Source organism: Aquincola tertiaricarbonis, assembly GCF_023573145.1.
GTDB classification, from domain to species: Bacteria; Pseudomonadota; Gammaproteobacteria; order Burkholderiales; family Burkholderiaceae_C; genus Aquincola; species Aquincola tertiaricarbonis_B.
Genome location: NZ_CP097635.1, coordinates 2393422 through 2407071, shown reverse-complemented (window position 1 = coordinate 2407071; position 13650 = coordinate 2393422). Strand labels below are relative to the sequence as shown.

Here is a 13650-nt window from a genome sequence, read left to right as displayed (position 1 = left end):
TCAAACATCATAGCGCCGCATGTAACCGGATGCAGGCCTGTCGAGGGCGTCACGCGGCAGAGTGCGCCACAGTTCCTAGAATCGCGGCCGCGCGCATCGCGCTTTTTCATCATCTCGAAAGAACCATCACGATGGCTACCGCCAAGAAGACCACGCCCGCCAAGAAGATCGTTGCCGCCAAGAAGGCACCGGTCCAGGCCGCTGCCAAGAAGGCCCCGGCTGCCAAGAAGGCCGCTCCCGCCGCCAAGAAGGCAGCGCCTGCCAAGGCCCCCGTCGCCAAGAAGGCAGCTGCGGCCGGCGGCGCGCTGAAGCCGATCAAGACGGCCTTCAACAAGACCAGCCTGATCGCTCACCTGGCCGACACCGCTGCGGTGGACCCCAAGGCCGCCAAGGCCGTGATGGCCGCGCTGGAAGCCACCATGGTCGCTTCGCTGAGCAAGAAGGGCCTGGGCGAGTTCACGCTGCCCGGCCTGCTGAAGGTCACCGCCCAGGCCGTGCCCGCCAAGAAGAAGCGCACCGGCATCGACCCCTTCACCAAGCAGGAACGCGTGTTCGCCGCCAAGCCCGCCACCGTGAAGGTGAAGGTGCGTTCGCTGAAGAAGCTGAAGGACGCTGCGCTGTAAGTCCAGGCCGCCGGTCAATCCGGCAGGCAGTCGGAGGGCGGCAGCGCCTGCGCGCCGCCCTCCGGCGACACCACCCACGCCGATTGCAGGCGTCCCCCTTTGGCGCGCAACACCAGCACGCCCTGCGGCGGCTGCTGCTGCACCGCGTCCATCAACGTGCGGTAGGGCATGCAGCCGAAGCTGTTGCAGGTATCGCCCCGGCGTTCACGCGGCAGTGCGCAACCCTGAGCACCATGGAACAGGCAGGAGCCCTGCATGTGCTCGGCCGGCAACGCGGCCATGTAAGCCTCCACCGCCTCCGCCGGCAACTGGCCCGGATGTTCGCGCAACCAGCGCTGCAGGGCACCGTCGTGCAGGAAGGCATCTTCATCCAGCCCCGCGGTGCAGCAGCGGCCGCGGCACCGGGCGCACAGCGTGCCGCCGGCGCGTGCGCCAGCATCGTCCGCGGCCGCTGGCAGGGGCAGCGCAGGGGCGGCGTCGGGCGCCGAAGGCTGCAGCCCGGCCTCCTGCACGCGGCGCAGCAGCGCCTGGCGCAAGGCCTCGCGCTCTTCAGGCTCGGTGGGCACCAACGTGGCCTCGTAGGGCAGCAACCACACCGCCTGCTGCACGCCATGGTCCGGGTGCAGGCGCTGCACCGCGGCCAGGCCGGCCTCGGTCATCGCGCGGCGCTCGGTCTCGATGCGCTGCGCCTCGTTGCGGCCCTGGCACGGGGCACGGCGGCACAGCGTCAAGCCACGCTGGCGGTCCAGCGCGTCCAGCGGCCGGTGGCACAGGCGGCAGTTCATGCCGCGCCCCGCGGATGGGCCGCCGGCAGCACCGCCAGCGTGCTGCGGCAGCAGGCCAGCAGCTTCTGCGCGCGGATGGCCGCGCCCAGTTCGCCGAAGTTGGGCGCGGCCCGCAGCCGGGCCAGCGCCTCGGCGGTGCCGGGCGCCTGATGGCGGTCGCATTCGTCCAGTGCCAGGTGCATCTGCGCCCACAGGCTGCCGGGGTCGGGGTAGAAGCCGAAGGCCAGCGGACCGGCCACGCCCGGGTTGGGAAACCCGACCGCATTGCGGAAGATCTCGCCCCAGTCGCGGCACCAGGGACCGGTGCCCTTCTCGAAGTCCACCTTCGCCGGGTCCACCCCGGCGGGTGAAGGCGCGATCACCGGCGCATCACCGTCGGGGCCCTGCGGGTCGGCCTGCTGGCCGCTCTGGTGCACGTACAGGAACTCGTGCGGGCCGGTGCCGCCCAGCCGGCCCAGCGTGCCCTTGGCCAGGTACTGGAACACCTGTGCCATGCGGGTGTGGGTGACGGCATCACCGGCGGCCCCGGCCGCCAGGCCCAGGCCCCAGCTGGCCACCAGGAAGTCGTGCTGCCAGGTCTGGATGGACACGCCCGAACCCCATTGCGGCACAGTGCCGAAAGGGTTGTTCGGCTGGGCCACCACACGCTGCCAGTAGAAGTCGACGTTGACCTTGACCGAGCGCTGGAATTCGCGCTTGAGCGGATGGTCGTCGGGCGTGGCCACCGCGGCCAGGAACAGCGTGCGCAGGAACCACGCCATGCCGCGCAGCTGGTGCGCCGAGTACAGGCACAGCCCATCGCTGCGTTCGCGCGACATGCCCTTGGCCAGGTAGTTGGCGGTGGCCTGGAACTGGCATTGCTCCATCAGGTAGTGGCGGCCGCTGGCCAGGTAGGCGCCATACGGCGGCGCCGGCGAATGGGTGATGGCGTACTCGTCCTCGCCGGCCGGCATGTCGCCGGTGGGCGCTGGCGTGTAGCGCAGGGTGTGGAAGGTGTCCAGCCCGGCGAAGTGGCTGGGCCCTTGCGCCGGCGCCGCCATCTGCGTGGCCGGATGGTCCGAGAAGGCGATGGGCCGGCCGGTCTTCTCGTCGCGGTAATGGAGGCCGTAGCGGCCCCAGGACCAGCCCTGCCGCAGCATCGATTCATAGGCCAGCGGATCGTCCGACACCAGGTAAGCCACCTCCCAGCCGGGCTGCGGCGCAATGCCTTCGTAGTGGCCGCCGCCATACATGCCGATGCGGAACAGCCCGCGCTGCAGCGGCTGGAAGCTGGTGTTGGCCGGCCCGGTCCAGCTGGCGTAGTGCGCGGTCGGGTCGGGGCGCACCACGCGCTGGCTGGCGATCAGGTGCTGGCGCTCCTGCCTGGGCGCCACGCGGGGCTCTGGCACCGTCCAGTAGGCCAGCGCACGACCGTCGATCAGCGGCGTGCGCGTGTGGTGGCCCAGGGCCACCACACGGTCGAAGCAGGTGCGGCCATTGAGCTGCACGACGAAGCGCGCCTGCTTGTGCGTGGGCCCGGGCACCATCAGCCAGCCGTTCTCCACGTACGGAAACACCTCCACCTCACCGTTGGCATACAGGCACAGCTCCAGCCGCAGCATCAGGTGCGCGTCGGTGCCGGCGGGCCGGCTGAAGATCCATGACGACATGCGCGGCCCGCTGATCCAAGGTTCGGCGCCCTGCAACCAGCCGGCGCCTTGCCAGGTGGCGGTGCCAAAGCCTTCGGCCTGGATGCTGACCACGGTGCCGCTGCGCTGCAGATCGGCCAGCGTCAACGGCGGCGGCGCAGTGGCCGCTGCCGGGCCGCTGCCCACCTGCAGCAGCGTGGGCCGGCCGGCCTGCACATCCGCATGGCCGGCCAGGATGGCGAAGGCCACCGAACCGTCGGGGTGGCGGTTCTTCACCGTGGCCTGCACCGGGGCCGCGCGGGCGCCCGCAGCGGCGGCCCGCACCGCCACCTGGCGCCCCGCCGGCACGTCGCCGGGGCGAAAGCAGAAGCCCGCCATGAAGGGCGCCGCGCGCCGGCTGGCCGGGCTGCGCAACGCCAGCGTGCTGATGGGCTGGAATTCGCCGGCGTCATGGCGGCTTGCGGTAGGGGCACGGATGGCGGCCGGCGCCTGGGCAGCGCCGGCCCCTGCCGGCCAGGCGGCGGCCGGCAACGCGGCCAGCAGGGCACGGCGCAGCGCCGAAAAACGGGGCAGGCCCGGGCGGGCGCGGCGGCGGATGGAACGGCTCATGGCCGTGATCAGAACACGACAATGGCGGCATGGATCAACTCAAAGCCATGCGCACGCTGCTGCGCGTTGTCGACGAAGGCAGCTTCGCCGCGGCCGCACGGGCCCTCAACATGGCGCCGGCCGGCGTCACCCGCCTGGTGGCCGACCTGGAAGCGCTGCTGGGCACGCGGCTCATCCACCGCACCACGCGGCACCTGTCGCTCACCGAGATCGGCGAGCACTACGTGGAGCGCGCCCGCGGCATCCTGGCGGAGGTGGAAGCGGCCGAGGCCGAAGTCCACAGTGCCCACCGCGACCCGCGCGGCGTGGTGCGGCTGCGCTGCCCGCCGGCCTTCGCGGTGCACCAGGTGGCGCAGGTGCTGCCCGGCTTCCATGAGCGCTACCCGCAGGTGACGGTGGAGATCAGCGCCACCGGCCTGTCGGACGAGATGGACGACAGCCAGGACATCACCGTGCTGTGGAGCGGCGAGCCGCTGGACGGCGACTTCGTGGCCCGCCGGCTGGCCCGCAGCGACGTGGTGCTGTGCGCATCACCGGCCTACCTGGCCCGCCATGGCGTGCCGCAGCAGCCGGCCGACCTGGTCGGCCACCGCATGCTGTCGCGGCCGATGAACGACCCCTATGAGCGCCTGGGCCTGCAGCCGGTGACCGGGGACTTGCCGCCGCAGCAGCCCGGCCATGACGAAGACGAACCGGCCCGGGTGCAGGTCCACGGCTCGCTGACGCCGCTGCGTTCGCTCAACAGCGACCTCAAGCACGCCAGCGCGCTGGTGGGGCTGGGCATTGCGGCACTGCCCACCTTCATCGCCGGTCAGGCGCTGAAGGAAGGCACGCTGATGCGGGTGCTGCCCGGCTGGCGCGTGTTCTCGCTCACGCTGTGGGCCTGCATCCCCACGCGCAAGCATGTGCCGGTGCGCACCCGCGCGTTGCTGGACTACCTGGTGTCGGCCTTCGGCGGCCAGGACGTGGACCCGTGGCTGGCGGCGCTGGACCGCTGAGGCAGCGGCGCTAGACTGGGCCATGGCCGATGCCGCCGTCCTTCAACTGATCGCCACCGCGAGTGCGCTGCGGCGCTCACACCCGGGCGTGCCCGCGCTCGACGTGCTCGACCTGGCGATGCAGGGCCGGCACGGCGCCCACTTCAACACCGACGCCCACGGCGAGCCCTGGGACGACTGGCTGGACCCGCCCAGCCCGCTGGCCCGGCTGCTGCGCGACGCCTTCGCGCCGCAGCTGGCCGACGACCCCTATTTCACCTACAACATCTGGACCGCCTGCGACGCGCAGGGCGTGCTGCTGGCCACGCATTGGGACGAGCAGGTGCTGCACCCCTTTGCCACCCGCTACCGGCTGTGGGAGCCGTGAAGACCACCTCCTACGGCGTGGCCATCCACGACCCGCAAGGTCGCCTGCTGCTGGCCCATGCCACCGGCACCCGCTGGTGGGACCTGCCCAAGGGCGGCGCCGAAGCCGGCGAGAGCCCGCGCGAAGCCGCGCTGCGCGAAGTGCTGGAGGAAACCGGCCTGGTGCTTCAGCCCGACACGCTGGAAGACCTGGGCCGACACCCCTATCGGCCGCAGAAGGACCTGCACCTGTTCCGCACCTGGCTGCCCGACAGCCAGTGCGAACTGGCCGGCCGGGTGTGCACCAGCTTCTTCCCGCACCACCGCACCGGCGTGATGACACCCGAGGTGGACGCCTGGCGCTGGGCCGCGCCCCATGAGCTGGCCCGGCTGTGCGCCCCGGCGATGCTGAAGCTGCTGACCACGCTGGGCCTGGCACCGGCCGCGACCTGAACGCCGGACGCTGCCATGCGCCGGCCGAAGATGCTTATGCGTGATGATGCGTCGCCAAGCGCGAGGGCCGTTCCTACCATGCAGCGATGCAAGACACCCAGGAGCATCGCATGGCCCCACGGCCTTCCCTCACACGCCGCCGGCTGCTGATCGGCAGTGCCGCCACGCTGGCCCTGCCGGGCCTGGTCGGCGCGGCAGCGCCCTCCCCTCGGGACCTGGCGGGCGTCACGCTGCGCATCGGCACCTACAAGGGCAACTGGCGTGCATTGCTGGCGGCCGCGCAGATCGCCGACACGCCCTACACCATCGACTGGCGTGAGCTGAACAACGGACTGCTGCACATCGAGGCGCTCAACGGCGACGCGCTGGACCTGGGCTCGGGCAGCGAGATTCCGGCCACCTTCGCGGCGCGCCAGAAGGCCAACGTGCGCTTCATCGCGGTGATCCGCGAAGACCTGAACAACCAGGTGACGCTAGCGCGCAAGGGCAGCGGCATCGAGTCGATCAAGGACCTCAAGGGCCGCCGCGTGGGCTATGTGCGCGGCACCACCGCGCACTACTTCTTGCACAAACAGCTGGTCGAGGCAGGCCTGTCCTTCAACGACATCCAGGCCGCCAACCTGAGCCCGGCGGACGGCCTGTCGGCCTTCGACCGCGGCGACCTCGACGCCTGGGCCATCTACGGCTACAACGGCCAGCTGGCCCGCACCCGCTACGGCGCCAAGGTGCTGAAGACCGGCAAGGGCTATCTGTCGGGCAACTTCCCCATCTATGCCAACCCCAAGACCATCGCCGACCCGCTGCGGCGGGCCGCGGTGGGCGACTACCTGCTGCGCCTGCGCCGCGCCTATGCCTGGGCCAATGCCAACTACCTGGCCTATGCCCGCGCGCAGTCGGCCGAAACGCGGGTGCCGGTGGGCGACCTGATCGAGCTGTTCAACAACCGCAGCGACGACTACGCGGTGCTGCCGGTGGATGCGCGGGTGATCGCCAGCCACCAGGAGGTGGCCAGCACCTTCGCCAAGATCGGCGTGCTGGACGGCCCGGCCGAGGTGGCACCCTTCTGGGACACCAGCTTCGGCCCGCTGCTGCGGAGCGCGGCCGGCACGGCGGCTTGAAGCGGCGGCGTGCCGCCGCTCGCGCTCAGCGGGCGTTGCCGCGCGGCTCGGCGTTGTTGATGCGCACCTTGAACTTGCCTTCGCGCATCGCCTTCTCGCGCGCAGCCACCTTGGCCTTGAGCGCGGCGGGCACCTTGTCCTCGAAGGTGCCCAGCGGTGCCAGCTCGCCGCCGCCCACCTTCATCATCGAGTAGCGGCCGTAGTCCTCGGCCTTGAACTTCCTGGCCTTGACCGCCGCCAGCGCGGCGTCGATGGTCGGCTCCATGTTCCACAGCGCCGAGGCCACCACCGTCTCGGGGTACTTGTCCTGCGTGTTGATCACGTTGCCGATGGCCAGCACCTTGCGCTCCTTGGCCGCGTCGCTGACGCCGAAGCGCTCGGCGTACAGCACGTCCACGCCCTGGTCGATCATCGCGAAGGCGGCCTGCTTGGCCTTGGGCGGGTCGAACCAGCTGTCGATGAAGGTGACGTGGAAGCGCGCCTTCGGGTTGACGTCGCGCGCGCCGGCCATGAAGGCGTTCATCAGCCGGTTGGTCTCGGCCACCGGGTAGCCGGCCACCAGGCCGATCTTGCCGCTCTTGCTCATGCCTGCGGCGATCATGCCGGTCAGGAAGGCGGGCTCGACGATGTAGTTGTCGAACACCGCGAAGTTGGGCCTGGCCGGCTTGCCGCTGCTGCCCATCAGGAACGCCGTCTTCGGGAACTTGCGGGCCACCTTGCGGGCCTCGTCCTCCATCGCGAAGGCTTCGCCGACGATGAGCGCATGGCCCTGCTCGGCGTACTCGGCCAGCACCCGTTCGTAGTCGGCGGCGGCCACGTTCTCACTGAACACGTAGTCGATCTCGCCGCGCGCGGCAGCGGCCTTCAAGGCCTTGTCGATGCGGCCGACCCAGAGCTGGCCGACGGGCACCGTGTAGACGGCCGCCACCTTCAGCCGCGACTGCGCGGCGGCCGGTGCGGCGGCAAGCGCCAGGGACATGCCGGCGGCCACAGCGGCGGCGATGACCTGGCGACGGGATAGGAACATGCGTACTCCATGCAGATGGCAATGCTGGCCGCCATTGTGGCGCGGCGATCGATGCCGACCGGGGCTGCGGGTGTGTTTCGGGTTGTTGGCAAAAGCATCGGTGGCAGGCCATGCGCGGCGTATAAGCGCGGGCATGGCAGTTCCGACCTTCCCCACCCGGGCGCCGGCCCTCCTCCACCTGGCCGCCAGCCTGCTGCTGGCGGGTTGTGCCGGCGTGGCACCGCCCGCCGGCCCGGCCACCACGCCGCCCGCAGCCGCGCCCAGTGCGACCGGCGGCATGCCCAATGGTGTGCCCGATCCCGGCGCCCGGGCCCGGTTGGCCGAGCAGGCCAGCCGCCAGCTGCGGGCCCTGATGGACGCCAGCGACGAGGCGATGCTGGACCGCAACCCGATGGCCGGCCTCTTCCGAGGCGACCTGCGGCGCGCCGGCCAATTCGGCGAGCCCGGATCGCCCGCGCAGGTGGTGGCCGAGCGTGAGGCCGCGCAGACCGAGCTGAACCTGCTGGACGCCGTGCCGCGGGAGGCGCTGGACGCCAGCGACCGCGCGGCCTACGACACCTTCCGCTGGTCACGCCAGCTGGCCTTGGAAGAAAACGCAGCGCCGGTGGCCCACCTGTGGCCGCTGATGCCGTTGGACCCGCTGGGCGGCTGGCACCTGCTGATCGCCGAGCTGTCCTCCGGCCAGTCGGCCGCGCCTTACCGCACCGTGGCCGACTACGAGGCCGGCCTGTCGCGGCTGGACGGCTTCATCACCTGGCTGGGCCTGGCCACCGCGCAGATGCAGCAAGGCATCGCCCGCGGCGTGGTGCAGCCCAAGGTGACGGTGGCCAAGCTGATCGCACAGTTCGACCAGCTGGCCACGCAAAGCGTCACCGACTCGCCCTTCTACGGCCCGGTGCGGCAGATGCCTGCCAGCTTCAGCCCCGGCGACCGCGAGCGCCTGACCCGCGAGACCACCGAGCTGGTGGAAGACCGGCTGCGGCCGGCGCTGACGCAGATGTCGCGCTTCCTGGCTGGCACCTACCTGCCCGCCGCGCGCGACAGCGTGGGCCTGTCGGCGCTACCGGGTGGCGCCGACTTCTATGGCTGGTTGATCCGCGCCCACACCACCACCGGGCTGGACGCCACCACCGTGCACCGGCTGGGCCTGTCAGAGGTGGCGCGCATCACAGGCGGCATGCAGGCGGTGATGCGCGAGGTCGGCTCTGCCGGCACGCTGCCGCAGTTCTTCGAGCAGCTGCGCGCCGACGCCCGCTTCGCCCCGGCGAGCGCGCAGGCGCTGGCGGACGGCTATGCGGCCATCGGGCAGCGCGTGGCGCAGGCGATGCCGCGGTTGTTCGGCGAAATGCCGCGCACGCCGCTGGCCATCCGCCCCACGCCCGACTATCAGGCCGAAGCGGCGGCCGCTGCCAGCTACACGGCGGGCTCGCTGGAGTCGGGACAGCCGGGCGTCTTCCAGTTCAACACCCACGACCTGCCCAGCCGCCGCACCTGGGGCATGGAAACGCTGTACCTGCATGAGGCCGTGCCCGGCCACCACTACCAGGGCTCGCTCGCGGCCGAGAACACCGCGCTGCCCAAGCAGCAGCGTTATGGCGGCAACACCGCCTACAACGAGGGCTGGGCGCTGTATGCCGAAAGCCTGGGGCCGGAGCTGGGCCTGTTCACCGATCCGTACCAACGCCTCGGCCACTACAACGACGAGATGCTGCGCGCGATGCGGCTGGTGGTGGACACCGGCCTGCATGCCTTCGGCTGGACGCGTGAGCAGGCCATCGACTACATGCTGAGCCACTCGGCTATGAGCCGCAGCGAAGTCACGGCCGAAGTGGAACGCTACATCGCCATACCCGGCCAGGCGCTGGCCTACAAGATCGGGGCGATGACCATCCAGCAACTGCGGCTGCGCGCCCAGCAGGCGCTGGGGCCGCGCTTCGACGTCAAGGCCTTCCACCGCCAGGTGCTGGATGCCGGCTCGCTGCCGATGCAGGTGCTGGCCGCCCGCATCGACGACTGGATCGCGGCCACATCGTCCGCCTCGCAACGCCCCTGATCGATCGCCGCGCGGTGTAACCAATGCGCTCGTAGCGGCCGGCCAGCCCACCGCGGCCGCACGAAGAACCGACCCGCGCGAGATCGCTGGCGTCGCTTTTCCGTTTCGGTTCGGCGCCCGCCAATCACGTCTTTGCTCCTTCCTCCGAGACAACTACATCCGGTTGCCAAGCCGCGCCGCCAACGGCACGGAATCTGCGGAAAGGCGCTCCGTACGCCAGGCTGCCTGGGGTACCGGAGGAGCCTGGCCCCAGGCTTCCGGAACAGGAGGAAAGAAGTGAAGAGAACGTTCATTGCGGCCGCCGTGGCCGCGTTGTCGCTCAGTGCCTCTCTGGCCCAGGCGACCGTCATCGAAAGCGCTTACAGCGCACTGGGCGGCGGCAGCTGGCTGGTGGATTTCCGCGTCGTCCAGGAAGCGGGGTCCGCGAGCTTCGCCGGCTTCACCATCGACATCGCCGATGCCACCGACCTGGCCGTGGTGGCCACGCCAGGGGGCTGGGATTCGATGGTGTTCCAGCCCGCTGCGGGCCTGCAGGACCCCGGGGCCTTCGACAGCTTCATGCTGGCGGGCATCCCGCCACTGTCGGCCGGGCAATCGGTGAGCGGCTTCCGCTTCTCGTTCATGCTGGCGGGTGGAGCCACGCCGGGCGCGCTGCCCTATCTGCTCAGCGATGCCGACTTCAACCCGGTGGCCGCGGGCATCACCACCGTCACCGCCGTGCCTGAGCCCGCCACGATGCTGATGGCCGCCTTCGGCCTGGGCATGCTGGGCCTGCGCGCCGCGCGCCAACGCCGGCAAGACCGCTGGCAAGCGGAGACCATCGCATGAAGACCAAGTCCACCCTTTCGCTCACCCTGGTGGCCGCGGCCTGCCTCAGCGCCTGCGGCGGCGGCGGTGAATCGTCCGGCAGCGCCACCGGTGCCGCCACCGAAGGCACGGCCACGGCACTGGCGGCCAACACCGCGGCCACCTCGGCCGTCACCGCCGACGGGCGCGTGGTCACGCTGGTCAAGGTCAGCGAGACCCGGGTCAGCCGCACGGTGTTCGACTACGTCTTCAACATTGAGGTGAAGAACAACGCGAGCGCGCTGACCAATGGCGTGGCCCAGCTCACCGGTGCCGGCAGCGGCACGACGGTGATGCGCGGCAACGTGCCGCTGGGTGCGGTGGAAGCCAATGGCACCGCCCGGCCCTTCGGCACCATCACGCTGCGCCATGACCGCAGCCTGCCCTTCGATGCCGCCGCGCTGGTGTGGACCGTGGCCAACCTGAGCACGCCGGTCAACCAGGCCACGGTGCCGGCCGAAGTGGCCGCCGCCGCCGCCAGGATCTCGGCCGACCCGCAGGTCAAGGCGCTGCTCGACGACCAGAGCACGCCCACGGCCGCCAAGTCGCGCTGGAACCAGTTCCTGGAGCTGGTGCGCATCCCATCGCCTTCGCGCGAGGAGTACCGGTCGGCCGCCGAGATCCACCGGCGTATGGTCAACGAATGGGGCTTCGCGCCCAACGAAGTGATGACGCGCGCCGATGGCCAGCTGGCCGGCAGCGACGTGCAGATCGTCGATGGCCAGCCCGTGTACAACGCCTGCGTGATGATCAAGGGCTCGTACTCGAGCCGGGCCGACGCGCAGAGCTACAAGGGCCAGTTCCCCAAGGTGCTGCTGGAAGGCCACATCGACGTGGTGAACCCCGAGACGCAGCCGCCGGCCACCGACCCGTGGAACCACATCAAGCTGCAGCCGTATTCGCAGGCCGTGGTGGAAACGCCCGCGCAGCTGGCCGCGATACCGACCGAGCTGTCCTTCGACGCCAGCAACCGCATCGTCGAGAACAGCGAGTACAACGTCGCGAGCCAGTGGTTCACCAATGCCACCGCGGCGCAGAACGGCGGCGGCGTGCGCATCTACGTGCCCGGCTATGGCGACATGATGTCGAGCACCTCCAACGGCTTCGTGCTGGCCGCGGCCATGAAGAAGCACAAGATCAAGCCGGTCTACGACATCTGGATCTGCGGCACCGCGGGTGAAGAAGGCAAGGGCAACCTGGCCGGCATGAAGCAGCTCTACGGCTTCGACCAGGCGCTGGGCACGGGCTCCAATCCGCTCAACTTCGTGGCCAACTTCGGCCTGGAAGGCGGCGGCATCGTCAACTTCCTGGGCAGCTACCGCTTCGAGATGCGCTTCAAGGCACCGGCCTCGCCCGGACCCGGCCGCCCCAGCGCGGCCGAGGCCATGGCCGCGGCCATCGCGCGCATCGCCGACGTGAAGGCCCCCCAGGAGCAGCGCCCCAATGCGCCGCGCACCACCTACACCGTGGGCCGCGCCAGCTGCGAACCGGTGCCCGCCGGTGGCAGCGTGGTGCCCAGCTGCTCGATCGAGGTGGACATGCGCTCGCCGCAGGTCGACACGCTCAACGAGATCCGCAGCGTGATCGAGCCGATGTTCCAGGCCGGCGTGACGGCCGAGAACGCCCGCTACGGCCGCGCCAACGGCAGCGCCGAGGCGGTGACCATGCAGCTGGACTGGTACGGCCTGCGGCCGGCCTACGTGGCGCAGAGTGTGGACAACCCGGCGGTGCATGCGGGCCTGCAGTCGGGCATCGCCACCGGTGCTTCCAGCACGCTGACGGTGAGCACCGGTTCGTCCAGCCTCAACGACAACGTGCCGGCCAACACCGGCGTTCCCACCTGGCAGTTCAGCCTGGCCTCCAACGCGGCCGGTGCGGGCGGCCACGCATTCTGGGAATGGGGCACCCGCGGCAGCCCGACGGTGGAGGTGCAGCGCATGCACCGCACGCTCACCGGCATCCTCACCGTGGCCGGCTTCCATGCCGCCGACGGCAGCATCGTCCAGCCCGCGGCCGGCCCCATCGGCCGCCGCACGCGCGAAGCCGCGCGTTGAGCCCAGGAGCACACAGCATGAAGCGATTTCTTCGTACCCTGGCGCTGGCCGGCCTGGCCGCGGCCAGCCTGTCGGTGCAGGCCCAGCAGACGGGCCTGGTGCGCATCGAGTTCCAAGGCCCTGGCGGCCACAGCAGCAGCAACTACGGGCGCACCAGCGCCCTGCATGCCGCCGGCCGAACCGCCATCCTGATGCAGCAGAACCTGCCGGCCGGCAGCTACCTGATCATGAACCTGACAGGTGGCAACTCGGTCAACAGCATTGCATCGGACGGGCTGATCGAGGTGCGGCTGACCGCCGCCAACGCGCCTGCCTACCAGTCGCTGGTGGCGGCCTTGACGGAGCTGGCCAATGCCGGCGCCACCGCGGAGAACAACTTCCGCGGGGTCAAGGTGGGCGACCTCACGGCCGGTGCACCGGCCTGGATACGCGCCTCGGTCCGGTAAGGCCGCAGGCAGGGCGCCCCGTCCAGGCGCCCGGGCCCGTCTCGCCGGCCGGCGGGCGGGCCTGCCCCTTCAATGCGCCGCGGACGCGGGGCCGAAGGTCTGCTCGAACCAGCGCTGCATCAGCCGCCGCTCGGGGTCGTAGCGTTCGCTGTCGCCGCCGGGTGGGCGGCCGGCCAGGTAGTTGAGGTCCGAGAGGCGCTGCTCGCCGCTGCTGACCTCACGGCCTTCATGCAGCAGGCGGTAGCGCAGCGTGATGCGCGGCCAGGTGATCTCGCGCATCACGCGCAGCTCGCCGCCGGTGGGCCAGCGCAGCATCTGCAGCTCACCGGCCAGATCCACGTCCAGCACCTCCACCTGCAGCTGGTCGCCCGCCGGCAGGCGGCGCTCGGCCAGCGGCTGCAGCGCGCCCTGCAAGGCCTGCTGCAGCCGCTCGAGTTCGGCCGGCGTGGCGGTGCGGTGGCTGTAGCCGGCGTCGGTGAACTGCGCGGGCTGCACCAGCGTCACGCTCACCTGCGCCGGCGCGGCGATGCCGGCCTGCATCACCAGGCCGGCCCCGGCGGCCAGGGCCCACCGGGCAAAGCAACGGGACAGCAACATGTCGACTCCCAGCGGGCGCGCTCGATGGCATCCGCAAGCTGCAGAGCTTAGCCGGGCCGCAAGCCCGC

The 13650-nt window shown here is 70.9% G+C and carries 13 protein-coding genes; 9 read left to right on the top strand and 4 right to left on the bottom strand.

Features of this window, described 5'->3' with window-relative positions; genetic code table 11:
• Positions 1-131: 131 nt before the first annotated feature.
• On the top strand, positions 132-623 hold the full coding sequence (locus tag MW290_RS11115) for an HU family DNA-binding protein (RefSeq protein ID WP_250194721.1): 492 nt from the start codon (positions 132-134) through the stop codon (positions 621-623).
• 14 nt (positions 624-637) lie between these two features.
• Here MW290_RS11115 and MW290_RS11110 read toward each other — a convergent pair whose 3' ends face one another.
• The gene (locus tag MW290_RS11110) at positions 638-1408 is read right to left on the bottom strand and encodes a hypothetical protein (RefSeq protein ID WP_250194720.1); all 771 of its coding nucleotides are present in this window, start codon (positions 1406-1408) and stop codon (positions 638-640) included.
• A complete protein-coding gene (locus MW290_RS11105; RefSeq protein ID WP_250194719.1) occupies positions 1405-3645 on the bottom strand; it encodes a hypothetical protein in 2241 nt (746 codons plus the stop codon). Before MW290_RS11105 ends, MW290_RS11110 begins: the two co-directional genes overlap by 4 nt.
• Positions 3646-3674: 29 nt before the next feature.
• Between MW290_RS11105 and MW290_RS11100 the strand changes: the two genes are divergently transcribed.
• From MW290_RS11100 to MW290_RS11085, 4 genes are all read left to right on the top strand, one after another.
• Positions 3675-4643, top strand: a complete 969-nt coding sequence (locus MW290_RS11100; RefSeq protein ID WP_250194718.1) for a LysR family transcriptional regulator — start codon at positions 3675-3677, stop codon at positions 4641-4643.
• Between the two features lie 22 nt (positions 4644-4665).
• Positions 4666-5010, top strand: coding sequence for a hypothetical protein (locus MW290_RS11095; protein ID WP_250194717.1), 345 nt, complete (start codon positions 4666-4668; stop codon positions 5008-5010).
• On the top strand, positions 5007-5441 hold the full coding sequence (locus MW290_RS11090) for an NUDIX hydrolase (RefSeq protein WP_250194716.1): 435 nt from the start codon (positions 5007-5009) through the stop codon (positions 5439-5441). The genes MW290_RS11095 and MW290_RS11090 overlap by 4 nt, the downstream gene beginning before the upstream one ends.
• 110 nt (positions 5442-5551) lie before the next feature.
• Positions 5552-6559: an ABC transporter substrate-binding protein gene (locus tag MW290_RS11085; RefSeq protein ID WP_250196656.1), complete on the top strand. Its 1008-nt coding sequence runs from the start codon at positions 5552-5554 to the stop codon at positions 6557-6559.
• Positions 6560-6584: 25 nt separating this feature from the next.
• On the opposite strand, the gene MW290_RS11080 is transcribed toward MW290_RS11085, so the two are convergent.
• Entirely contained in the window at positions 6585-7586 is a 1002-nt protein-coding gene (locus tag MW290_RS11080; protein WP_250194715.1) for a BMP family protein, read from the bottom strand.
• A 133-nt stretch (positions 7587-7719) separates the two neighbouring features.
• On the opposite strand from MW290_RS11080, the gene MW290_RS11075 reads away from it, so the two are divergent.
• From MW290_RS11075 to MW290_RS11060, 4 genes are all read left to right on the top strand, one after another.
• Positions 7720-9639, top strand: a complete 1920-nt coding sequence (locus MW290_RS11075) for a DUF885 domain-containing protein (protein ID WP_250194714.1) — start codon at positions 7720-7722, stop codon at positions 9637-9639.
• 276 nt (positions 9640-9915) lie between these two features.
• On the top strand, positions 9916-10467 hold the full coding sequence (locus tag MW290_RS11070; protein ID WP_250194713.1) for a PEP-CTERM sorting domain-containing protein: 552 nt from the start codon (positions 9916-9918) through the stop codon (positions 10465-10467).
• Positions 10464-12539 (top strand): zinc-binding metallopeptidase family protein, encoded by a 2076-nt coding sequence (locus MW290_RS11065; protein ID WP_250194712.1) that lies wholly within the window; start codon positions 10464-10466, stop codon positions 12537-12539. The genes MW290_RS11070 and MW290_RS11065 overlap by 4 nt, the downstream gene beginning before the upstream one ends.
• A 17-nt stretch (positions 12540-12556) precedes the next feature.
• On the top strand, positions 12557-12985 hold the full coding sequence (locus MW290_RS11060; protein WP_250194711.1) for a zinc-binding metallopeptidase family protein: 429 nt from the start codon (positions 12557-12559) through the stop codon (positions 12983-12985).
• A 69-nt stretch (positions 12986-13054) separates the two neighbouring features.
• On the opposite strand, the gene MW290_RS11055 is transcribed toward MW290_RS11060, so the two are convergent.
• Positions 13055-13582 (bottom strand): DUF3016 domain-containing protein, encoded by a 528-nt coding sequence (locus MW290_RS11055; RefSeq protein ID WP_250194710.1) that lies wholly within the window; start codon positions 13580-13582, stop codon positions 13055-13057.
• Positions 13583-13650 lie beyond the last annotated feature (68 nt).